The organism is Erythrobacter westpacificensis, assembly GCF_039542285.1.
GTDB classification, from domain to species: domain Bacteria; phylum Pseudomonadota; class Alphaproteobacteria; order Sphingomonadales; family Sphingomonadaceae; genus Alteraurantiacibacter; species Alteraurantiacibacter westpacificensis.
On record NZ_BAABHV010000009.1, the window covers coordinates 48,911 to 70,378 of the forward strand.

Below are 21,468 nucleotides of genomic sequence, written 5' to 3' on the forward strand. Positions count from 1 at the left end.
ACCCGCCATTAGAACACTCGAGAATATAACAGGACGAACCATGAAAGTTTATTACGACGCCGACGCCGATCTCAACCTGATCACCGACAAGAAGATCGTGGTTCTCGGCTATGGCAGCCAGGGCCATGCCCACGCCCAGAACCTGCGCGACTCCGGCGTGAAGGACGTCGCCATCGCCCTGCGCGAAGGCTCCGCCACCGCGAAGAAGGCCGAGGCCGCCGGTTTCGAGGTGCTTTCGAACAAGCAGGCTGCCGAGCAGGCCGACATTCTCATGATCCTCGCGCCGGACGAGCACCAGGCCGCGATCTGGGAGAACGATCTCAAGGGCAACATGAAGCCGGGCGCTGCCCTCGCTTTCGCCCACGGGCTCAACGTCCACTTCGGCCTGATCGAAGCCCCCGAGGATATCGACGTCATCATGATCGCGCCCAAGGGCCCCGGCCACACGGTGCGCAGCGAATACCAGCGCGGCGGCGGCGTCCCCTGCCTGATCGCGATCCACCAGGATGCCAGCGGCAACGCGCACGACCTCGCCCTCGCCTATGCCAGCGGCGTCGGTGGCGGCCGTTCGGGCATCATCGAGACGAACTTCCGCGAGGAATGCGAGACCGACCTGTTCGGCGAACAGGCCGTGCTGTGCGGCGGTATCACCCACCTGATCCAGGCCGGGTTCGAGACCCTGACCGAAGCCGGTTACGCGCCCGAAATGGCCTATTTCGAGTGCCTGCACGAAACCAAGCTGATCGTCGACCTGCTGTATGAAGGCGGCATCGCCAACATGCGTTATTCGATCAGCAACACCGCCGAATACGGCGACATCACCACCGGCCCGCGCATCATCACCGAGGAAACCAAGGCCGAGATGAAGCGCGTGCTGGACGATATCCAGTCGGGCCGTTTCGTGAAGAATTTCGTTCTCGACAACCGCGCCGGTCAGCCGGAGCTGAAGGCCGCCCGCAAACGCGCTGAAGCCCACCCGATCGAGCAGACCGGTTCGCAACTGCGCGCCATGATGCCTTGGATCAGCGCCAACAAGCTGGTGGACAAGGAAAAGAACTAAGGCGTCAGCCTGTGACCGAGCACCGCATCTTCTCGATGACGTTCGCGAGTATCTACCCGCTCTACGTCAGCAAGGTCGAGAAGAAGGGGCGCTCGAAGGACGAACTCGACACGGTCCTGCGGTGGCTCACCGGCTATTCGCAGGACCGGCTCGAGCATCAGATCGAAGTGCAGGTCGACTGTCGCACCTTCATCGAGGAAGCACCGCTCAATCCCGACAGGGCGCTGATAACCGGTGTCGTATGCGGCGTTCGCGTGGAGAACGTGGAAGACCCACTGATGCGGGAGCTGCGTTACATGGACAAGCTGGTCGACGAACTTGCGCGGGGCAAGAAGCTGGATTCAATCCTGCGGCAACCAAAACCGTCAGAGGATGGACTTTAGGCACGTAAAGGCAAACCCCGGTAGACATTGTCAAACAGGCTCGCCATCTTGCGCGGCACCCCCTTACCCATTCACCGGGAGATATTTCTGATGCGTAAGACAATTCTGGCCCTTGCAGGCGCAGCAGCCATTTCGACTTTCGCGATCAGCGGCGCCAACGCTGATAACCACGAAGGCGGCGAGATAGATACCAGCGCCATCACCTCCGGCACCTATTCCGCAGACCCGGCCCACACCCTGGTCGTCTGGGGCCTCGATCACCTCGGCTTTAACGATTACTTCGGCATTTTCGGTGACATCACCGGCACGCTGGAACTCGATACGGCAGACCTTTCCAGTTCCAGCGTCGACGTTTCCATTCCGATCGCTGACGTGACCGTGGCCAGCGCCGGCCTGAAGGATCACCTGCTGCGCGCCGGTACGGACGGCGCAGATCCCGATTTCTTCGGCCCCAACCCCGAACCCGCCCGCTTCGTTTCCACCTCGGTCACGCCGACCGGCGACACCTCGGCGGACATCACCGGGAACCTGACGTTCAACGGCGTCACCAGGGAAGTCACGCTGGATGCCGAGCTCGCCGGCATGGGCACCAATGCGATGAACCAGAAGGAAACCGTGGGCTTCCACGCAGAGACGACCATCATGCGGTCCGAATGGAATCTCGGCTGGGGCATCCCCTTCGGTCTTGGTGACGAGGTCGAGCTGGAAATCACGGCAGCGTTCGAAAAGAACTGATTGCAATTGAAAGTATATCCGGGGCCGCAGGACCGACATTTCCGTTCTGCGGCCCCAATTGTGTCTGGACCTGTTAACCAATCGTCCTTAAGATTGGTCCTCATGACGCAGGCCTACAGCCTATCCCTGCTTCGACTTACTCGCCCTTAGGCGTGCCATTTCCCGTGCCTGATGTGCCGGGACCACTCCTAAGGGCTAATCCACCACAGGTTGATTAATTCGCACCGGTCGCTACCCGCGCGGTGCAAAGTCGAAGAAAGCTGTTTTCACAATGCCCATGTTGTCCGATCCCTCGGCCAAGTACCGTCCGTTTCCGCAGGTTCCCTTGCAGGATCGGCAATGGCCCAGCCGCACGATCACCGCCCCGCCCCGCTGGCTCTCCACGGACCTGCGCGATGGCAACCAGTCGATCATCGATCCGATGGACCGCGCCAAGAAAACGCGCTTCTTCGACCTGCTGGTGGAAGTGGGCGTAAAGGAAATCGAAGTCGGCTTTCCCGCTGCCGGCCAGACCGAGTTCGACTTCATCAGCTGGCTCGTGCAGTCGGACAAGGTTCCGGAAGACGTGGTGGTGCAGGTGCTCACCCAGTCGCGCGAAGACCTGATCAAGCGCAGCTTCGAAAGCCTCGAGGGCGCACACTCGGCGATCGTTCATCTCTACAACGCGGTCAGCCCCGCCTGGCGCGACATCGTCTTCCGCATGAGCAAGGACGAAGTTAAGCAGATTGCCGTCAAGGGCGCGCAGTTGCTGGTGGATGAAGCGGCGAAACGACCGAACACGAAGTGGCAGTTCGAATATTCGCCCGAGACGTTCTCGACCGCCGAACTCGATTTCAGCCTCGAGGTTTGCGAGGCCGTGATGGACGTCGTCGGCCCGACGAAGGACTGGCCGATCATCCTCAACCTGCCTGCCACCGTGGAAGCGGCGACGCCCAATATCTACGCCGACCAGATCGAGTATTTCTGCCGCAACCTGCCCAATCGCGACGCGGCCGTCATCAGCCTGCACACGCACAACGATCGCGGCACCGGCGTCGCGGCAGCGGAGCTTGGCATGATGGCGGGCGCGGACCGGGTGGAAGGCTGCCTGTTCGGCAATGGCGAGCGTACCGGCAACTGCTGTCTCGTGACCGTCGCGCTCAACATGTACACGCAAGGCGTCGATCCCGGCCTCGATTTCTCGGACATCGACAAGGTGATCGAGACGGTGGAATACTGCAATGAACTGCCCGTGCACCAGCGCCATCCCTACGGCGGCGAACTGGTCTTCACGGCTTTCTCCGGTAGCCACCAGGATGCCATCAAGAAGGGCTTCGAAGCGCACGAGCGGCAGAATGACGAGCAGTGGCGCGTCCCCTACCTGCCCATCGACCCGGCAGACCTGGGGCGCGATTACGAGGCCGTGATCCGCGTCAACTCGCAATCCGGCAAGGGCGGTTTCGCCTGGGTTTTGCAGCAGACGCAGGGGTTGAAACTCCCAAAGAAGCTCCAAGCCGATTTTTCTAAGCACGTGCAGTACATGGCGGACAACACGGGCCGCGAGATCAACGCGGCGGACATCTGGGATTGCTTCAAGCAGACCTATTACCTGAAGGTCGACAAGCGAAAGTTCCGCCTGATCGATTACGAGGAAGCCCGCGCCGCCGATGGAGACCGAGTGTTCAGCGGCACAATCGAAGTGGATGGCGAGGAGCAGCGCGTTTCCGGTCGCGGCAAGGGACTGATTTCCTCGGTCCTCGCTACCATTCGTGAAACCTACGGCCTGGATTTCGAAGTCTGCGACTATTCGGAACATGCCATGGGCACGGGCGTCGATGCTCGGGCCGCGGCCTACATCGAGTGGACCCTGCCCGACGGCCGCAGCGGCTGGGGCGTGGGTATTGACGAAGATGTGGCCACGGCCAGCGTGCGCGCGATCCTGTCGGCCGCCAACGGCGCCGCGCACGGTCCTGGCACCCCGAGGTTCTGACGCAATCTAGAAACCGGTTGCCGGCCAGAGCTGGTCCACCAGGGCATCGAGTTCACTGAAATCCTTTTGGTTCGCGATGGGGTCCTTGCTGCACAGGGTCAGCCGGCCGCGGGCGGTGTCGAGCAATCGGCGCCGCAAGGCCCGTTGCAGCAGAGCGAGACGAAAGATCGCATCGCGACGGGCAACGAGTGGGCAGCGCCCTACCCTCTGCGCCCATTCCTGTTCGATCTGCCCTACTCTCTCCGCAACCATCGCATTGTACTGGCGATGCGGGCCGCGATGGAGCGGCATGCCGGCGCGCAGTGCCGCTGCCTCGCTGGCGGGCAACAACAGGCCATTGCAGCGAAAATCGTCGAATCCCACCTGCCCCCTGCCAAGGTGATCGAGCATCTGCGCGAGGCCAGCCGTGGCCAGCAACTGCTGCGGCAACAGGTGATGGCGTTGCATTTCGGGCTGATAACCGGGCTTGCCCCTCACGTTTACCGAGCGGAACGAGAGCTTCGGTCGTCGCACGACGACGCGCGTCACCTCTGCCCGCCGGGCAAGGTGGTTTAGTGCGACCCTCTCCACACCTCGACAATGCCGAGGTTATCCACAGGTTCAAGTCGTAATGTTTCGCCTGATGGCCCGGTGAACGCCAAACTTTCGGTTATCCGGCCATTTTCAACCAGCCAGTCGATCAGGCGCAACGCGATTTTCGCCCCCTCGCCCGTGTCGCTTGCCACTTCAGGTCGCAGGTAAAGCTCCTGCCCGGTGAACAGCGACAGCCCCTCGCTCGTGAGGCCGCCGTTACCGTCGCTGGCCAGCGCTGTAAGACCGAGGGCGGGGAAAGCGCCTCCCTCAATCCAGCGCATCACGCTGCGCCGGAAATACCCAGCTTCGATGGCTGAGCGCGCGGGATGCCACACAACCGCTTGCACGCCCTCCAGCGCGGCAAGGCTCGCCGCGATCATCGCCAGCGTTCGCACGACGGGGAACATCGTTCCGCCCGCGGAAAGGTGGGGCCCGGGACGAATAAGTATTGCCTGCCGCTCCGCCGCATTGAAATCCTGCGAGACGGCATAGGAATGGGCAAGCTCGGGAACTTCGCTGCCCACTTGCGGGGCAAGGCCGGTGCAATCGAATGTCAGGCCGTTGGCCAGCAATTCCAGCCAGCCCTCCTCCTGTCCGCCCTCGCCAGCGGGATCGAAGCTGATCGAGAACTGTCCATCGGTGTCGGCCAGGCGGCGCACGTCAGCGGCGCGCGGACGTGCTCCGGGCGCAAATAGCAGCGAGACTGCCGAATCGGTCTTGTCCTGATCAAGGCGTTCGGCGCTTGCTATCGTCTTTACCCCACTGGTCCTGCTGGCATTTTTTACGGCAAAAGCTTTTCAGGTCGAGTCCCGGCAAGGCAACGTCCCGGAATTGCTCACTAATCTCAGAACGCAGATATCGCCGTGAATGATATTGCTGTCGAGTTCGATAGCCTCCAGATTGGAGAGGACTGCCAAACAGGCTAGATCGGCGCAATGGCCACACGATCTGCGATTCTCGGTGTCGAACGCTCCCTTTCCGGCAAGAGCTGGCAATGGCGCGGCGGCAATATGCAGGTGGATGGCGATGTCCATGCGCTAGGCAATGACATCACCACACAGTTGCTGCTTTCCCGCGGGGTCTCTCCTGATGACCTCGACCGGCATCGCCAGCCTTCGCTGCGTGATTTCCTGCCTGATCCCTCCCAGTTCAGCGATATGGAGCGTGCGGCCGAACGCATTGCCGACGCCGTTATCTCGCAAGAGACCGTGACGATATACGGCGATTATGACGTAGATGGTGCTACCAGCTCCGCGTTGATGATCCGGCTGCTGCGCATGCTGGGGCACGATGCGCGGCACTACATCCCCGACCGTCTCCTTGAAGGCTACGGCCCGAGTGGCGAGGCGCTGCTGAAGATCGGACAGGACGGCTCCAGCCTGATCGTCACGGTGGACTGCGGTGCCATGGCGCACGAGGCGCTGGGCATGGCGCATGAGGCCGGGATCGACGTGATCGTGGTGGATCACCACAAGTGCTCGCCCGACCTTCCGCGGACCTACGCGCTGGTCAATCCGAACCGCCTCGACGAGAACGACCTCGCGGCCTCGCACGGGCACCTTGCCGCGGTGGGCGTCGCCTTTCTCCTGGCCGTTGCCGTCGTGCGTACGCTGCGCGAACGCGACTATTTCAAGGATCGTCCTGAACCGAACCTGATGGCGCTGCTGGACCTGGTGGCCCTGGGCACCGTGGCAGACGTTGCCGCCATTCGCGGGCTCAACCGCGCATTCGTCGCCCAGGGCCTGAAAGTGATGGGCAAGCGCGCCAACACCGGCATGGCTGCTCTGATCGATGCTAGCCGCCTGAAAGCCGCGCCCAAGTGCAGCGATTGCGGCTTTGCCCTGGGCCCTCGCATCAATGCCGGGGGGCGCGTGGGTGAGGCGACGCTCGGCGTGCGCCTTCTCACCACGGAGGACCCCGACGAAGCGCGCGAGATCGCCGCGCAGCTCTCGCAACTGAACGAGGAGCGCCGCGCTATCGAGGCGGCGGTGCAGGAAGAGGCGGAGGCCCAGCTTGCCGCGCAGCCCAACCGCGCCGTGATCTGCGTCGCGGGGAAGGGGTGGCACCCCGGTGTGATTGGCATCGTCGCGGGACGGATCAAGGAAAAGACCGGCAAGCCCAGCCTTGCCATCGCGCTGGATGCGGAAAGCGGCCAGGGCAAGGGCTCGGGCCGCTCGATCCCCGGAGTGGACCTTGGCGCTGCGATCATCGCCGCGCGCCAGGCGGGTCTGCTAGTGGCCGGCGGCGGCCATGCCATGGCCGCAGGATTGACCGTCGAAGCCGAACAACTTGAAGCCTTCTCCGAATGGCTGGACGAGAAACTGGCTGACAAGGTCGCCAGGGCCAGCGCAGAACAGACGATGCTGCTCGACATATCCATCGCGCCGGGCGGGCTGACACCGGACCTGGTGGAGACCCTCGAAGGCGCAGGCCCCTACGGCGTTGGCTGGCCAGGGCCTCGCGTGGCCGTGGGGCCGGTGCACATCGTCAAGGCCGACGTGGTGGGCAACGATCACCTGCGCATCATTGCCGCCGGGCAAGACGGACGCAGCTTCAAGGCCATCGCATTCCAGGCCGCGAACAGCGAAATGGGGCAGTCGATCCTGCACGGCGCGAGGGGTCGGAGGCTATGGCTGGCGGGCCGGGCGAAGATCGACGACTGGGGTGCCCGGCCGGCGGCGGAACTGCACCTGGAAGACGCCGCCTGGGCCGACTGAGGCGGGCGTTCGCGAGATTGTTGAAAGTGGGGCTTGACCACGCGCGCCCATCCCCCTAATTGCGCCGCTCCATCGCACGTGGCCCCTTCGTCTAGCGGTTAGGACGCGGCCCTTTCACGGCTGAAACACGGGTTCGATTCCCGTAGGGGTCACCAGCGATGGAATGCTATCCCGACATTTCGCGCCGCTAAACTGGCCGAAGCATCGGCTTGGCCCCTTCGTCTAGCGGTTAGGACGCGGCCCTTTCACGGCTGAAACACGGGTTCGATTCCCGTAGGGGTCACCACCACAACGCTGCCTTGCACCGTGGCGTGGATCATTTCACCTTAGCGGTGGAAACTGTCACAAAACTCCCCCATTAGGCCTGCCATGCAGGCGTCACGCATACCCGTTGCCGCGATCATGCTGGCCGTCGTTTGCGGCGGCGTGCTGATATTTTCGGGTGCCGGTATAGGGGTTTCGCTGGCCTTTGTCGGTGTGTGGATCCTTTCGTTCTGGCTGGTGAACCCGCCCCCGCCAGAGGCGCGCGAATCCGCACAGGAATCGCTCAACATCACCCGTTCGGGAATGCGTGACCTGATCGAGCATTCCGGCCTGCCTCTGCTACTGGTCGACCGCAACCGCATCGTCATCGCCAATGCCCATGCGCGCGAGGCGATCGGCAAGCATATCCTCGGACAGGATGCGCGCGTTGCCCTGCGACACCCGGCCGCGGTTGACCTGCTTTCCAGGCCGGAAGGCGGGAGTATCACCGTGCAGGGTCTCACCGGGCCGCGCAGCAACTGGCAGATGACACGCCAGAAAATCGACGAGCGTTATTCGCTGATCGAGCTGATCAACCGGACATCGGAAGCCGATGTCAGCCGCGCGCACACCGATTTCGTCGCCAATGCCAGCCACGAGCTGCGCACACCGCTTGCCTCCATCATCGGTTACATGGAAACGCTGGAGGACGAAGGCGAGGACATCGATCCAAAGCAGGCCAGCAAGTTCTACTCCACCGTATTGCGTGAGGCACGGCGCCTGCAAACGCTGGTCGATGACCTGATGTCGCTGAGCCGGGTCGAAGCCGAGAAGCACGATACGCCACGCGAACCGCTCGCCCTCGCCCCGCTGGTCCAGCAGGCCTCGCGCGACGGCGCGGGGCATGAGCGATTCGATCGCGTGCAGTTCGACATCGCGGATGCCAGCCTGCAAGTGCGCGGCGACCATCGCCAGCTCGAACAGCTCGTGCGCAACCTCGTCGACAATGCCCTGAAATACGGCGGCGAAAGCGAGCCGGTGGAAGTTGTCCTGAGACGCGGAGAGCGCGACATGGCGGTGCTGACCGTGCGCGATCATGGCGAGGGCATCGGCCCCGAACACCTGCCCCACCTCACGCGCCGCTTCTATCGCACCGATCCCGGGCGTAGCCGTGCACAGGGCGGTACAGGGCTTGGCCTTGCGATTTGCAAGCACATCGTCGAACGCCACCGCGGCAGGCTGGATATCGAGTCCAGGTTGGGTGATGGCACCACAGTGACAGTGCGCCTCCCGCTCGTTCTCGAAGAGCAGTAAGCTTCCCCGCGAGGCGGCCACGCTTCGGCGAATCGCATTTATCGACAGCTTTTCCCCAAGGCGAAGGGGCCTTTGTGCCCTTTGTAACAAAGGCGTCACAATGCAGTCATAGCGGGCACACAACTTCGCAACAAAAGTGAAACCAGATTGACATGAAAAAGCTTGTCGCAGTCGCCCTGCTCGCCGGGACCGCACTGACTCCGGGTACTGCCCTTGCGCAGGAAACCTCGCTGGAACAGCAGGTTGCCGCTCTCGCCGCAGAGGTTGCCCGGCTGAATCAGCGCGTGGCAGAACTCGAAGCGGAGCAGGCGCAGACCGAAGCGCAGCAGGCCGAATCGGTTGCCCAACAGGCCGCAATGGCAGCGCAAGTCGCCGCGATCGAGGAAACCGCCGCCGCGCGCCCTGCCCCCAGCGTGACTTCCGGTGCGCCGGTCGAGATCAGCTGGGCAGGAGCGCCCGAGATCGAGGGTGAAGGCGGCTGGTCGTTCAAGCCGCGCGGCCGACTCAACATCGATGCAGGCAGCTTCAACGCGCCCGATTCGACTGGCCGCGAGGACGGCTTCAACAGCGAGATCCGCCGTGCGCGTCTTGGCGTGGAAGGCGATATTCCAGGCGGTTTCGGCTACAAGTTCGAGATCGACGTTGCCGGCAACGAGGTCGAAGTTACCGACGCCATCCTGACTTACGAAGACGGCCCGCTGACGGTGAATGTCGGCCAGCACAACACTTTCCAGTCGCTGGAAGAACTCACCAGCAGCCGCTGGTCCTCCTTCATCGAACGCGCGGCTTTCACCGATGCCTTCGGGTTCGAGCGTCGCCTCGGCGTTTCGGTCGAACTGGAACCAAGCGACACCGTGCTGATCCAGGGCGGCCTGTTCTCCGACAATATCGGCGACCTGCCGGGCAAGGCGATGAGCGCCGATGGCCGCGTCGTCTTCATGCCGGAATTCGGCGAAAACCAGCTGCACCTCGGCGCAAGCGTCCACTACACCGACGTGCCCGAAGGCGACACTGTGCGTTACCGCCAGCGCCCGCTGGTTCACTTCACCGGCGAACGCTTCATCAACACCGGCAACATGCCCGCCGCCAGCGAGTTCGGTGCCGGCGTCGAAACGGCGTTCATTTCCGGTCCGTTCCACGCCGTTGCCGAAGGCTTCTGGCAGAGCAGCAACCTGGTTTCCGGTATGGAAGACGCCAATTTCTTCGGCGGATATGCCGAGGCGGGGCTTTTCCTGACGAGCGGCGACAGCCGCGGCTATCGGGGCGGCACGTTCAACCGCACCCGCCCCGCCAATCCGGTGGACGAAGGCGGCATGGGTGCATTCCAGCTGAACCTGCGCTACGATTTCCTTGACCTGACCGACACCGGTGCTGGCATCGTCGGCGGAACGCAGAACGGCTACATGGCGAGCCTCGTGTGGGTGCCTACCGACTACACCCGGTTCCTGATCAACTATGGTCGCCTCGACTATAACGATGCCGTGCACGCGGCAGCCGGGGGCGACCGTGATTACTCCGTCGATGTGCTTGGGATGCGGGCGCAGATCGACTTCTAGAACACCATCCGCAAAGCCTGGCGACGAATATGTCGTTCGGTCACGAACCGAACGCCGGTTTGTCGCAAAGTCGTCATACGTTAGACCTAGCGGTCTGCCATCTGAACCGAAACGAGGATAATCATGACACTCAATCTCCGTACAGCCGCATCGGCTCTCGCCCTGTTGGCACTCGCTGCATGTAACAACGCAGGCGGTGGCGAAGCACGCGACTCCGTGCACGCCGTTGGCTCTTCCACCGTCTATCCCTTCGCCACCCGCGTGGCAGAGGCCTTCACCCGCAACACCGGCAATCCCTCCCCGCTGATCGAATCGACCGGCACCGGCGGCGGCATGGGCCTGTTCTGCGCCGGCGTCGGCGCATCCACGCCCGACATCGTCAATGCCTCGCGCCGCATGAAGCCCGGCGAGTTCGAGACCTGCCAGGCCAATGGTGTGGAAAACATCACCGAGATCCAGGTCGGCATGGATGGCATCGCTTTCGCTTCCGCCAACGGCGGGATCGATTTCGACCTGACGCCTGAGATCGTCTACCGCGCGGTTGCCGCCAATCCTTATGGGGAAGAGCAGACCGCCGAGATGTGGAGCGACATCGATCCTTCGCTGCCGAACAAGCCCATCCTCGTCTACGGCCCGCCCGCCACCTCGGGCACGCGCGATGCGCTGGTCGAACTGGTGCTGGTCCCGGGCTGCGAAGCCGGTGCGGGCATGGCCGAGCTGGAAGAGCAGGACGAAGAGCGCTTCGAGGCGATCTGCACAGAAGTACGCACCGACGGCGCCTATGTGGAGCAGGGCGAACAGGACAACCTGATCGTGCAGAAGATCGAAGGCAATGCAGATGCCATTGGCGTGTTCGGCTTCTCCTACCTTGAGGAAAACCTCGACCGTATCCACGGCCTGACCGTGAACGGCGTGGAGCCGACCTACGAGAATATCGCCAGCTTCAACTATGTCGGCGCGCGTCCGCTGTTCATCTACGTGAAGAACGCCCACCTCGATGCCATTCCCGGGCTTCGCGAATTCATCGCAACCTGGGTCGAGTCCTGGGGAGAGGGCGGTCCGCTGGCCGAGGTTGGGCTTGTGCCGAACCCTGAAGACGTTATGGCACGCCAGAACACCGCCGCGACCGAGTTTACCCCGCTCGCCGCATCTGACCTTCAGTAGGACTTTAACCTAGACCCATGTCGGCCAGTACCCTGATCCTATTAGTCCTTGGACTGGGGCTGGCCGGCTGGCTGGTCGCCCGTTCGCGCGCCGCGATGTTCCGGCGCGCCAATGGGGGCAAGCGCATTGCCTCCCTGCCCAATTACCACGCGTGGTATGCCGCGCTGTGGATCGTTGTCCCTACCCTGCTGTTCGCGCTGATCTGGGCGCAGATCGCGGATAACCTGGTCATCCAGCACGTTCTGGCGAGCCCGGCGGCTGCGGACTTGCCTGCATTTGGTATGCAGCGCGAGACGATGCTCGCCGAAGCCCGCGCCGTAGCCACCGGTGCCGCGCCCGGCGTCTTCAATCCGGAAGCAGCGGCCCTGGTCGAGCCTTTCGACGAAGCGCTCACCCGCTACAACATCATCGGCCTGGTCGTGACGATCCTGATCGCACTGGCCGGGGGCGCGTGGGCGTTCCTGCGCCTCAAGCCCGATTTTCGCGCCCACACCCGTGTCGAGCGCGCCGTACTCGGCGTGCTGCTGCTTGCCTCGCTGGTCGCAATTCTCACCACGCTCGGCATCGTTGCCAGCCTGGTGTTCGAAACCGTGCGCTTCTTCGGCATGGTCAATCCGATCGATTTCCTGACCGGCGTCAACTGGTCTCCCAACCCGATGACCGACGGTTCGAACCCCGATCCGGAGCGCTACGGCGCTGTGCCGCTGTTCTGGGGCACCTTCTTCATCGGCGTGGTTATCGCCATGATCGTCGCCATTCCGCTCGGCATGATGAGCGCGATCTACCTCAACCAATATGCCGCACCGCGCGTGCGCACATGGCTGAAACCCGCGCTGGAAGTGCTCGCGGGTGTGCCGACCGTCGTCTACGGCTATTTCGCCGCGCTCACCATTGCTCCTGCCATTCGCGACATCGCCATGTCGCTGGGGGTGCAGAACCCGTCCAGCGAAAGCGCACTGGCTGCGGGTCTGGTGATGGGCGTGATGATCATTCCGTTCGTTTCCTCCATGGCTGACGACTCCATCGCCGCCGTACCGCAGGCGATGAAGGACGGCTCCCTCGCCATGGGTGCAACCCAGAACGAGACGATCAAGCGCGTGCTGGTGCCTGCCGCCCTGCCCGGCATCGTTGCGGGCATCATGCTGGCGATCAGCCGCGCCATCGGCGAAACCATGATCGTGGTGATGGCTGCCAGCGCCACCGCGCGCCTTTCCGCCAACCCGCTGGAAGCCATGACCACGGTGACGTACCAGATCGTGGCCAATCTGACGGGTGAAGCGAGCCTCGATTCGGCCTCTACCCTTGCCGCTTTCGCGCTGGGTTTCGTGCTGTTCCTGGTGACGCTGGTTCTCAACATCATCGCGCTGCGCATCGTTAAGAGGTTCCGCGAAGCTTATGAATGACGTGGCCCACAACGTCCGCCCGACGCGCACGGCCGCTTTCGAAGCGCGCCTCAAGAAACGCTATGCGGCGGAGAAGCGCTTCAAGGCGATTGGCCTTGGCGCGATCGTCTTCTCGATCGCCGTGCTGGTCTTCCTGCTGGTTACCATGGCGATGAACGGCATCGGCGGGTTCCAGCGCACGGAACTGCGCGTGCCGGTGGACTTCACCAATGCGCCCGTCACGATCCCCGCCAACGCGGAAGATGAACGTGCGGTCGTCCAGTCGCTCGAACGGCAGGGCATGCGCGACATCATTATCTTCAGCGCGGAGCAGGCGCTGGGCGAAGAAGGCGCGGCACATGTGAACAGCGAATCCTGGCGCCTGGTCGCGCAGGAAATCGCGGCCGACCCCAGCCTTGCGCGCGGACAACAGGAGTTCTGGCTCCCGACCGACGAGTCGCTGGCCAGCGCCTATGCAGGCGACGGTAGCGCAGACCTCCAGCCTCTCGCACGCCGACTCGCCGAAGAAGGCCATCTTGCCGACAATTTCGACGCGGGCTTCCTGTCGCGTTCGGATGCCACCGACCCGCAGCTGGTGGGTATCTGGGGCGCACTCAAGGGCTCGATCCTGACGATGATCGTCACCCTTCTGCTGGCTTTTCCCATCGGCGTCCTGGCAGCACTCTATCTCGAGGAATACGCGCCCAAGAACCGCTGGACCGACCTGATCGAGGTGTCGATCAACAACCTGGCCGCAGTACCGTCGATCATCTTCGGCCTCCTGGGTCTCGCGGTGTTCCTGTGGATGTTCCCAAGCTATCGCTCCGCCCCGCTGATCGGCGGCATGACGCTGGCGCTGATGACGATGCCGGTGATCGTGATCGCCGGGCGCAACGCCATCAAGGCCGTGCCGCCCTCGATTCGCGACGGTGCGCTCGCCATCGGGGCCTCGCCGGTGCAGGTGGTGTTTCATCACGTGCTGCCGCTCGCCCTGCCCGGCATCCTGACAGGCACGATTATCGGCATGGCTCGTGCACTGGGCGAAACCGCACCGCTGCTGCTGATCGGCATGCGCGCTTTCGTTGCCAGCCCGCCCGAGGGCTTTACCGACAATGCCACGGTCCTGCCGATGCAGATTTTCCTGTGGTCCGACGAGATCGACCGCGGTTTCGTGGAACGCACCAGCGCGGCGATCATCGTGCTATTGATATTCCTCCTGCTGATGAATGGCCTGGCCATTTACCTGCGTAATCGATTCGAGAAGAAGTGGTGATGGCCGACATAGCTGACAGCCCCCTCGCAAATCAGGCGAACAAGTCGCTTGAGCACGAGAACGTCGAGACTGGCGAACCGAAGATGCGCGCCCGCGATGTGGACGTATACTACGGGCAGAAGAAGGCCATCGATAGCGTCGATATCGACGTCTACACCGAGTTCGTGACCGCCTTCATCGGCCCGTCCGGCTGCGGCAAGTCCACGTTCCTGCGCGCGCTCAACCGCATGAACGACACCATCCCCTCGGCCCGCGTTACCGGCAAGATCGAGCTGGACGGCGAGGATATCTACGCGAGCGGGATGGATGTGGTGCAGCTTCGCGCCCGCGTCGGCATGGTTTTCCAGAAGCCGAACCCGTTTCCCAAGTCGATCTACGACAACATCGCCTACGGTCCCAAGATCCATGGCCTCGCCGATGCGAAGCCCGATCTCGACAACATCGTGGAGAAGAGTCTGCGCCGCGCGGGCCTCTGGGACGAGGTCAAGGACCGGCTCAGCGATTCGGGCACGGCGCTTTCCGGCGGACAGCAGCAGCGCCTGTGCATCGCGCGCGCCATCGCGGTCGATCCCGAAGTTATCCTGATGGACGAGCCGTGTTCGGCGCTGGATCCCATCGCCACCGCCAAGATCGAGGAATTGATCGACGAATTGCGCGGTCGTTATGGTATCGTGATCGTCACCCACTCGATGCAGCAGGCCGCGCGCGTTTCGCAGCGAACGGCCTTTTTCCACCTCGGGAACCTGGTGGAATATGGACACACGTCGGACATTTTCACTAACCCTGCGGAACAACGCACGCAGGACTACATCACGGGACGGTACGGCTGATGGTCGAGCATACAGTAAAGGCATTCGATGAAGACATCACTCGCCTGCGCGGCCTGATCGCGGAGATGGGCGGGCTTGCCGAGGTCGCCATCCAGCAGGCGCTCCAGGCGCTCGTAAACGGCGATGAAGCGCTCGCCGCCGAAGTGGTGGAGCGCGATGCCAAGCTCGACGCGCTGGAAACCGAAGTGGACGCCATGGCCGTGCGCGTGCTCGCCTTGCGCGCACCGATGGCGGACGACCTTCGCGAGATCGTGGCCGCACTCAAGATCGGCGGCGTGGTGGAACGCATCGGCGACTATGCGAAGAACATCGCCAAGCGCGTGGGCCGTATCGAGGGGCGCACCAAGTTCGAACCGCTCACCCTGCTGCCTGCCATGGGCGAAGTGGCGGCCGAAATGGTCCACGACGTTCTCACCGCCTACGCCGCACGCGATCCAGTTATGGCGCGCGAGGTTATCCAGCGCGACGACAAGGTCGATGCCTTCTACGACAGCATTTTCCGCAACCTGGTCAGCCACATGGTGGAGAACCCGGCCACCATCAGCAGCGCGGCGCAATTGCTGTTCATTGCCCGTAATCTGGAGCGGATCGGGGACCATGCGACGAACGTGGCCGAGATGGTGCATTACTCCGCCACCGGTTCCTATCCGGACGATATCGAGCGGTAATTGCACGATCACGGCGCTTATCGGCGTGCGTGCAACAAATCTGACACAGAATTGAAATATCAGGCCCCTGACGGCATTACATCCAATGCCGCGATCCAGGGGGTCCGATAAAAAATGTCCGCGCCGAAACTGTTGCTTGTCGAAGACGATACTGCGCTTGCCGAACTGCTCGAATACCGTTTCGAGAGCGAGGGTTACGATGTTCGCGTCACGGCCGATGGCGACGATGCCTTGATCATGGCAGCAGAGGATACGCCGGACCTGGTGATCCTCGACTGGATGATCGAAGGCACCACCGGCATCGAGGTGTGCCGCCGCCTGCGCCGCGACAAGGCCACCGCGCATGTCCCAATTATCATGCTGACAGCGCGCGAAGCGGAAGACGACAGAGTCCGAGGCCTGGAAACCGGCGCCGACGATTACCTGACGAAGCCGTTCTCGCCGCGTGAATTGCTGGCACGCGTGTCCGCCGTGCTGCGGCGCGTACGCCCTGCCCTTGCCGGAGAAACGATCGAGGCCGGCGACCTGAAGCTTGACCCCGTTGCACACAGGGTAGAGCGACGCGGCAAGGCCCTGCAGATCGGGCCGACCGAATACCGTCTTATCAAGTTCTTCATGGAGCATCCGCGCCGCGTTTTTTCTCGCGGCCAATTGCTGGATGCGGTCTGGGGCACCGGCAGCGAGATCGAAGAGCGCACTGTGGACGTCCACATCCGGCGCCTGCGCAAGGCTATCTCGCTGGAAAACACGCGCGATCCGATTCGCACCGTACGCTCGGCGGGCTATGCGCTGGAGCCAGTATAGGGGTTCGGCTGAGGGCTTTTACGGAAGTATCTCTATATTGCATTGCAGCGCCGCTTCGGATATCAGGTTCGTGATGGAAGTGGTTGTTTTCGAACGACCTCATGTGCCCCGTTTGCAACGCTTCGTCGCAAATTAGGCTCAATCCGGAACGAAAGGCGCTGATGCGGCTTCACAATAACGAGTTACCCGAGTAAGGCATACTCAAGTAAAGTGCCTCCGATTTAGGAGGGAAAAGAATGAAAAAGATTATTGCAAGCACAATCGCCGCTGGCCTTATCGCCGGTACGACCCTTACCGCAGCTGCAGCGCCGACGGTGCGTGATGCTGCTGCCGTCACCCACGACGAAGAGTTCGGTGAAGAAGGTGGCGCTGGCACGGTCCTCGTTGTTGCCCTCGCTGCGGCTGCAGCCGTTGGCATCGTTCTTCTGATCGAAGACAACGAAGACGAAGACGTGCCGGTCAGCGCCTGATCAGCGTCGCACTGAATACGAAGAACCCTCGCTTCGGCGGGGGTTTTTTGTTGTCTGCAGCAAACGTCGCGCAGACCCATCAGCGGCAGGCACCCATCGCAGGGTTGCGTCCCTGGTCCAGATGGAAATGGTCTGCATGGGCGGCGTTGTAATTGGGTGAGAGGACGGTGCCGAAGCTGTCGCAGGCAGCATCGCGCACCGCCGCCAGGAAGCGGCCTTCGGCGCCGCCGTTATCCCAGTCCTCCAGCACACTGACAGTTCGTCCATCGGAAAGGCGGAAGCCAGCAATGTCGATTGCATTACCGGTTGCATGCTCGCTCCACGCCGCATCGGCATCCCCATACATCCGGCGACAGCTGTAAGTACCCAGTTGCTCGACACGCTCGACGCTGCTGCCGAGAATATCCTTGGCAAGCGCCTGCACATCCTTTTCCAGCCACAGCACCATCCCAGCGGCGACCGGGCACGTCACCTCCGGAAAACGCGGAGCAAATGGCATCGTATCTAGCGTCAGTCGGTCGTCACGGCGGCATTCCCCCTCGCCCGCCGCGGACAAGGTAGAAAAGGCAACCTCGCTACGATCCAGCACAGTCCTGCAACCCTCCCGGTCGCCGCGCAGACCTGAGAGCTTTGTCTGCGTTGCCCAGCCACGGTCGTCGCGCAGGTCCAGCGGGGCCCACGGGTTGTGCTGCGGATTCTCGGCCAGAAAGACGCGCGCGCCCAGCAGCAGCGCCAGCAGGATCAGCGCAATGGCCAGTTTCCGGTCATCGGTAGGAGGCCGGGGCCATTTGCGTTTGCGCGTCATCCTCAATGAAAGTCGCGGGACTTGGGAATGATCCGCACATTTCGCGGATGGCTTCTGGTATTGGGCAACTGGTCGATAAGATCGCGCGGGCGAATCGCCTGGTTGGCCGGGTCGTCAGAGCCGCTGCGCAAGTCGTCCCGCGGGTTGAGCCGTCCCTGTAGCGGGCTGTTCACATGGTCCGCACGAGCGACGGGCGCGTTGAGCAGGTCGTCCGACAGGCGATGCAATTCCTGTGTCGCATCGGTCATGTGATGGGCGATGACGTGAATCACCTCGTCGTCGTATTCCACCCTCCCGCGCACTTCCATCAGCCGCGATCCCATCACCACGGTGCGCTGCTTTTCCTTCAGGTCAGGCCATACCACGAGATTGATGACACCCGTCTCGTCCTCCAGCGTGATGAAGCACACGCCTTTCGCGCTGCCGGGGCGCTGGCGAATCAGCACCACACCAGCAACATTCACCATCGAACGGAACTTGCGCGCTCGCAGGTCGCAAGCGCGCACGAAGCCGCGCTCTGCCAGGCTGGCGCGCAGGAACGACATGGGATGCGCCTTCAGGCTGAGCCGCGTGGTCTGGTAATCGGCCACCACCTCTTCGCTCAGCGGCATCTTCGGCAGGATCGCCCGGCCCTGCTCGGCACCCTCGTCGCGCTCATCGGCATGGGCGAACAACGGCAGGTCCGAGCCGCCGACAAGGCTGCGCGCATCCCACAGCGCCTGCCTGCGCGACATGTCCAGCGAGCCGAATGCATCGGCGCTGGCGAGGCGCTCGATATGGCCTACAGGGATGCGCGCCCGGTCTCGCAGTTCGGCAACATCGGCATAGAGACCGCCCTCTGCGCGCGCGGTGACAAGCGCTGCCGCCACGTGTTCGGGCAGGCCATCGACCTGCCTCAGGCCCAGGCGGAGCGCGATGTGCCGATCCAGGCGGCCGCCCTTCGCATCGTCCGCCTTGCCGATCACCTCCAGCGTACAGTCCCATTCGCTGCGGTTCACATCCACCGGCAGCACTTGCACGCCGTGCTCCCTCGCATCGCGCACGATCTGGGCGGGCGCGTAGAAGCCCATCGGCTGGGAGTTGAGCAGGCCGCAGGCGAAAGCGGCCGGGAAATGGCATTTCAGCCAGCTGGAAACATAGACGAGGTGCGCGAAACTGGCGGCATGGCTTTCGGGAAAGCCGTATTCGCCAAAGCCGCGGATCTGGTTGAAGCAGCGCTGGGCGAAGTCGCGGTCGTAACCGCGCGTCACCATGCGCTCCACCATCATGTCCTGAAGCTCATCCACCATGCCCCGGCTGCGGAAAGTGGCCATGGCCTTGCGCAGGCGGTTCGCCTCGGCGCTGGAGAACTTGGCCGCATCGAGCGCGATCTTCATCGCCTGTTCCTGGAAGATCGGCACGCCCAGCGTCCGCTCCAGGATGCTGGATAGCTCGTCAGGCGGGCCATGCTGGGGTGACGGTGCGGGGATCTGCACCTGTTCGGCACCCCGGCGGCGCTTGAGGTACGGATGCACCATGTCGCCCTGGATCGGGCCGGGCCGCACAATGGCAACCTGGATTACCAGGTCGTAGAACTCGCGCGGGCGCAGGCGCGGCAGCATGTTCATCTGCGCCCGGCTTTCGACCTGGAACACGCCGAGCGAATCCCCCTTGCGCAGCATCTCGTAGGTTTCCGGGTCCTCGCGCGGCACACTGGCCAGAGACAGCGCCCGGTCATGATGATCCTCCAACAGGTCGAGGCACTTCTTGATGCAGGTGAGCATCCCCAGCGCCAGCACGTCGACCTTCAGGATGCCGAGCGCCTCGATATCGTCCTTGTCCCACTCGATGAAACTGCGATCGGGCATGGCACCATTGCCGATGGGTACGGTTTCGGTGAGAGGGCCGTCGGTCAGGATGAAACCGCCCACGTGCTGCGACAAATGCCGTGGCATGCCAACCATTTGCTCGGTGAGCTTCAAAACCCGGCGTAAGTGCGGATCGTTGATGTCCATGCCGGTCTCGGCGGCGTGCTTCTCGCTCACCTCCTTGCCCCACCCGCCCCACACGGTACGCGCCAGAGCGCTGGTGACATCCGCGGACAGGCCCATGGCCTTGCCCACTTCGCGGATGGCCATGCGCGGGCGATAGTGGATGACGGTGGCAGTAAGGCCGGCACGGTGGCGCCCATACTTCTCGTAGATGTGCTGGATCACCTCCTCGCGCCGCTCATGCTCGAAATCGACGTCGATATCGGGCGGCTCCTTGCGCTCTTCGGAGATGAAACGGTCGAACAAAAGCTGGTGCTTGGCCGGATCGACGGAGGTGATCTCGAGGCAGTAGCACACCGCCGAGTTCGCCGCGCTGCCGCGCCCTTGGCACAGGATCGGTGGATCGACCGAGCGGGCGAAATCGACGATATCCTTGATGGTGAGGAAGTAGCGGGCAAGGTCCAACTTGCCGATCAGCGCCAGTTCTCGCTCAAGCGTCTTCTTAACCGTGTCTGGCAAACCACTGGGATAGCGACGTTTTGCGCCTTTCCAGGTCTCGCTTTCCAGATGAGCCTGCGGGTTCATGCCGTCGGGATAAATCTCCTCCGGATATTCGTATTTCAGTTCATCGAGGCTGAATTCACAGGCATCGGCCACCTCGCGCGCAGCACTGATGGCATGGGGCCAGCGCGCGAACAGCATCTGCATCTGCTCCGGGCTTTTCAGGTGCCGTTCGGCATTGGCGTGCAGCAGATGCCCGGCCCGCGCCACGGTGGTCTTGTGGCGGATGGCCGTCATCACGTCCTGCAACGGGCGGCGCTCTGGCGCGTGGTAGTGCACGTCGTTGGTTGCCAGCAGCGACAGGCCATTGGCGCGGGCCAGAGCATCGAGCCGGTCGATCCGGGCAATATCGTCACCGATGTAGAGGTAGCTGGCCGCAAGGTGGCGCAGCGTAGACAATCCGGCGACAAGGTGCGGCAGGATGTCGGACAGGGTGCCCGTCACTGCGCCCTCGCGCAGCGTGCCGTCCAGCGCCACGACATTGCTGGCCCAGCCCGGCACGGTGAAGCTCTCCTCGAAAGTGCGCGGGGGAACGAGGACCAGTTGTACGTCCTCGGCATGGCGGGCGAGCATCTGCAAACTGATCTCGCACACGCCCTTGTCCTGCCACCCACCGTCCAGCGTCGCCATGCGACCTGCGGATATCAGCGTGGTGAGCCGCCCGTAGGCAGCGCGGTTTCTAGGATAGGCGAGGAAGGCAAGACCCTCGACGGTTTCGATGCGGCACCCGATCACCGGCCGCATCTTCAGCGTTTTCGCTTCCGTGTGCACGCGCACGACGCCGGCCATCGAATTGGCATCGGCGATCCCGATGGCATCGTAGCCGAGGCTGCGCGCAGTCAGCACTAGGTCCACTGCATCGGACGCACCGCGCAGGAATGTGAAGCAACTGACGAGACCGAGTTCGACGAAGGCCGCGTACGGCGGTGCGTCTACCTGATCGGGGTCGAGCTCGATCGTGCGCTTGGGGAGGAGATCGCTGTCGGGCACG

General features: G+C 63.0%; 18 protein-coding genes and 2 tRNA genes. 16 read left to right on the top strand and 4 right to left on the bottom strand.

The genetic code is table 11. From position 1 onward, the window contains the following. Positions 1–40 precede the first annotated feature (40 nt). From ilvC to leuA, 4 genes are all read left to right on the top strand, one after another. Positions 41–1,060, top strand: coding sequence for a ketol-acid reductoisomerase (ilvC, locus tag ABFX23_RS04905; RefSeq protein ID WP_346031997.1), 1,020 nt, complete (start codon positions 41–43; stop codon positions 1,058–1,060). Positions 1,061–1,071: 11 nt separating this feature from the next. Next, a complete protein-coding gene (locus ABFX23_RS04910) occupies positions 1,072–1,443 on the top strand; it encodes a DUF2200 domain-containing protein (protein ID WP_346031998.1) in 372 nt (123 codons plus the stop codon). Between the two features lie 90 nt (positions 1,444–1,533). After that, on the top strand, positions 1,534–2,178 hold the full coding sequence (locus ABFX23_RS04915; RefSeq protein ID WP_346031999.1) for a YceI family protein: 645 nt from the start codon (positions 1,534–1,536) through the stop codon (positions 2,176–2,178). A gap of 271 nt (positions 2,179–2,449) precedes the next feature. Continuing rightward, positions 2,450–4,147, top strand: coding sequence for a 2-isopropylmalate synthase (gene leuA / locus ABFX23_RS04920; protein WP_346032000.1), 1,698 nt, complete (start codon positions 2,450–2,452; stop codon positions 4,145–4,147). Positions 4,148–4,153: 6 nt separating this feature from the next. Here leuA and ABFX23_RS04925 read toward each other — a convergent pair whose 3' ends face one another. After that, positions 4,154–4,675: an AHH domain-containing protein gene (locus ABFX23_RS04925; protein ID WP_346032001.1), complete on the bottom strand. Its 522-nt coding sequence runs from the start codon at positions 4,673–4,675 to the stop codon at positions 4,154–4,156. Between the two features lie 23 nt (positions 4,676–4,698). Beyond that, on the bottom strand, positions 4,699–5,379 hold the full coding sequence (locus ABFX23_RS04930; RefSeq protein ID WP_346032002.1) for a hypothetical protein: 681 nt from the start codon (positions 5,377–5,379) through the stop codon (positions 4,699–4,701). A 276-nt stretch (positions 5,380–5,655) separates the two neighbouring features. On the opposite strand from ABFX23_RS04930, the gene recJ reads away from it, so the two are divergent. The 12 genes from recJ (at position 5,656) to ABFX23_RS04990 (ending at position 17,141) form a co-directional block, all read left to right on the top strand. Beyond that, positions 5,656–7,437, top strand: a complete 1,782-nt coding sequence (gene recJ / locus ABFX23_RS04935; RefSeq protein ID WP_346032003.1) for a single-stranded-DNA-specific exonuclease RecJ — start codon at positions 5,656–5,658, stop codon at positions 7,435–7,437. 80 nt (positions 7,438–7,517) lie between these two features. Beyond that, positions 7,518–7,592: transfer RNA gene (locus ABFX23_RS04940), tRNA-Glu, on the top strand. A gap of 56 nt (positions 7,593–7,648) precedes the next feature. Then, positions 7,649–7,723 (top strand) — tRNA-Glu (locus ABFX23_RS04945). A gap of 83 nt (positions 7,724–7,806) precedes the next feature. Next, the gene (locus ABFX23_RS04950; protein WP_346032004.1) at positions 7,807–8,994 is read left to right on the top strand and encodes a sensor histidine kinase; all 1,188 of its coding nucleotides are present in this window, start codon (positions 7,807–7,809) and stop codon (positions 8,992–8,994) included. A gap of 152 nt (positions 8,995–9,146) precedes the next feature. Continuing rightward, complete coding sequence (locus ABFX23_RS04955; protein ID WP_346032005.1) at positions 9,147–10,550, top strand: porin; 1,404 nt, start codon at positions 9,147–9,149, stop codon at positions 10,548–10,550. 123 nt (positions 10,551–10,673) lie between these two features. Beyond that, the gene (locus tag ABFX23_RS04960; protein WP_346032006.1) at positions 10,674–11,714 is read left to right on the top strand and encodes a substrate-binding domain-containing protein; all 1,041 of its coding nucleotides are present in this window, start codon (positions 10,674–10,676) and stop codon (positions 11,712–11,714) included. 17 nt (positions 11,715–11,731) lie between these two features. Continuing rightward, positions 11,732–13,117, top strand: a complete 1,386-nt coding sequence (pstC, locus tag ABFX23_RS04965; RefSeq protein ID WP_346032007.1) for a phosphate ABC transporter permease subunit PstC — start codon at positions 11,732–11,734, stop codon at positions 13,115–13,117. After that, positions 13,110–14,369, top strand: coding sequence for a phosphate ABC transporter permease PstA (gene pstA / locus ABFX23_RS04970; RefSeq protein ID WP_346032008.1), 1,260 nt, complete (start codon positions 13,110–13,112; stop codon positions 14,367–14,369). The genes pstC and pstA overlap by 8 nt, the downstream gene beginning before the upstream one ends. An 83-nt stretch (positions 14,370–14,452) precedes the next feature. Continuing rightward, complete coding sequence (pstB, locus tag ABFX23_RS04975; protein WP_346032551.1) at positions 14,453–15,199, top strand: phosphate ABC transporter ATP-binding protein PstB; 747 nt, start codon at positions 14,453–14,455, stop codon at positions 15,197–15,199. Next, entirely contained in the window at positions 15,199–15,867 is a 669-nt protein-coding gene (phoU, locus tag ABFX23_RS04980) for a phosphate signaling complex protein PhoU (RefSeq protein ID WP_205689509.1), read from the top strand. Before pstB ends, phoU begins: the two co-directional genes overlap by 1 nt. A 114-nt stretch (positions 15,868–15,981) precedes the next feature. Further along, positions 15,982–16,671, top strand: a complete 690-nt coding sequence (gene phoB / locus ABFX23_RS04985; protein ID WP_346032009.1) for a phosphate regulon transcriptional regulator PhoB — start codon at positions 15,982–15,984, stop codon at positions 16,669–16,671. A 236-nt stretch (positions 16,672–16,907) separates the two neighbouring features. Next, positions 16,908–17,141 carry a hypothetical protein gene (locus tag ABFX23_RS04990; RefSeq protein WP_346032010.1) on the top strand — a complete coding sequence of 78 codons (234 nt, stop codon included), beginning with the start codon at positions 16,908–16,910 and terminating at the stop codon, positions 17,139–17,141. Positions 17,142–17,220: 79 nt separating this feature from the next. Here the strand turns inward: ABFX23_RS04990 and ABFX23_RS04995 are convergent, their stop codons facing one another. Together ABFX23_RS04995 and ABFX23_RS05000 are read right to left on the bottom strand one after the other, a co-directional pair. Next, on the bottom strand, positions 17,221–17,946 hold the full coding sequence (locus tag ABFX23_RS04995) for an extensin-like domain-containing protein (RefSeq protein WP_346032011.1): 726 nt from the start codon (positions 17,944–17,946) through the stop codon (positions 17,221–17,223). Between the two features lie 2 nt (positions 17,947–17,948). Next, complete coding sequence (locus ABFX23_RS05000) at positions 17,949–21,467, bottom strand: error-prone DNA polymerase (RefSeq protein ID WP_346032012.1); 3,519 nt, start codon at positions 21,465–21,467, stop codon at positions 17,949–17,951. Between the last annotated feature and the right edge of the window lies 1 nt (position 21,468).

What these genes read in the sequence shown, in the direction of transcription:
- ABFX23_RS04950 (WP_346032004.1), top strand. Translation starts at nt 7,807, where the DNA reads ATGCAGGCGTCACGCATACCCGTTGCCGCGATCATGCTGGCCGTCGTT.
- ilvC (WP_346031997.1), top strand. Translation starts at nt 41, where the DNA reads ATGAAAGTTTATTACGACGCCGACGCCGATCTCAACCTGATCACCGAC.
- recJ (WP_346032003.1), top strand. Translation starts at nt 5,656, where the DNA reads ATGGCCACACGATCTGCGATTCTCGGTGTCGAACGCTCCCTTTCCGGC.
- ABFX23_RS04960 (WP_346032006.1), top strand. Translation starts at nt 10,674, where the DNA reads ATGACACTCAATCTCCGTACAGCCGCATCGGCTCTCGCCCTGTTGGCA.
- phoU (WP_205689509.1), top strand. Translation starts at nt 15,199, where the DNA reads ATGGTCGAGCATACAGTAAAGGCATTCGATGAAGACATCACTCGCCTG.
- ABFX23_RS04955 (WP_346032005.1), top strand. Translation starts at nt 9,147, where the DNA reads ATGAAAAAGCTTGTCGCAGTCGCCCTGCTCGCCGGGACCGCACTGACT.
- ABFX23_RS04990 (WP_346032010.1), top strand. Translation starts at nt 16,908, where the DNA reads ATGAAAAAGATTATTGCAAGCACAATCGCCGCTGGCCTTATCGCCGGT.
- pstC (WP_346032007.1), top strand. Translation starts at nt 11,732, where the DNA reads ATGTCGGCCAGTACCCTGATCCTATTAGTCCTTGGACTGGGGCTGGCC.
- leuA (WP_346032000.1), top strand. Translation starts at nt 2,450, where the DNA reads ATGCCCATGTTGTCCGATCCCTCGGCCAAGTACCGTCCGTTTCCGCAG.
- pstB (WP_346032551.1), top strand. Translation starts at nt 14,453, where the DNA reads ATGCGCGCCCGCGATGTGGACGTATACTACGGGCAGAAGAAGGCCATC.
- pstA (WP_346032008.1), top strand. Translation starts at nt 13,110, where the DNA reads ATGAATGACGTGGCCCACAACGTCCGCCCGACGCGCACGGCCGCTTTC.
- ABFX23_RS04915 (WP_346031999.1), top strand. Translation starts at nt 1,534, where the DNA reads ATGCGTAAGACAATTCTGGCCCTTGCAGGCGCAGCAGCCATTTCGACT.
- ABFX23_RS04995 (WP_346032011.1), bottom strand. Translation starts at nt 17,946, where the DNA reads ATGACGCGCAAACGCAAATGGCCCCGGCCTCCTACCGATGACCGGAAA.
- phoB (WP_346032009.1), top strand. Translation starts at nt 15,982, where the DNA reads ATGTCCGCGCCGAAACTGTTGCTTGTCGAAGACGATACTGCGCTTGCC.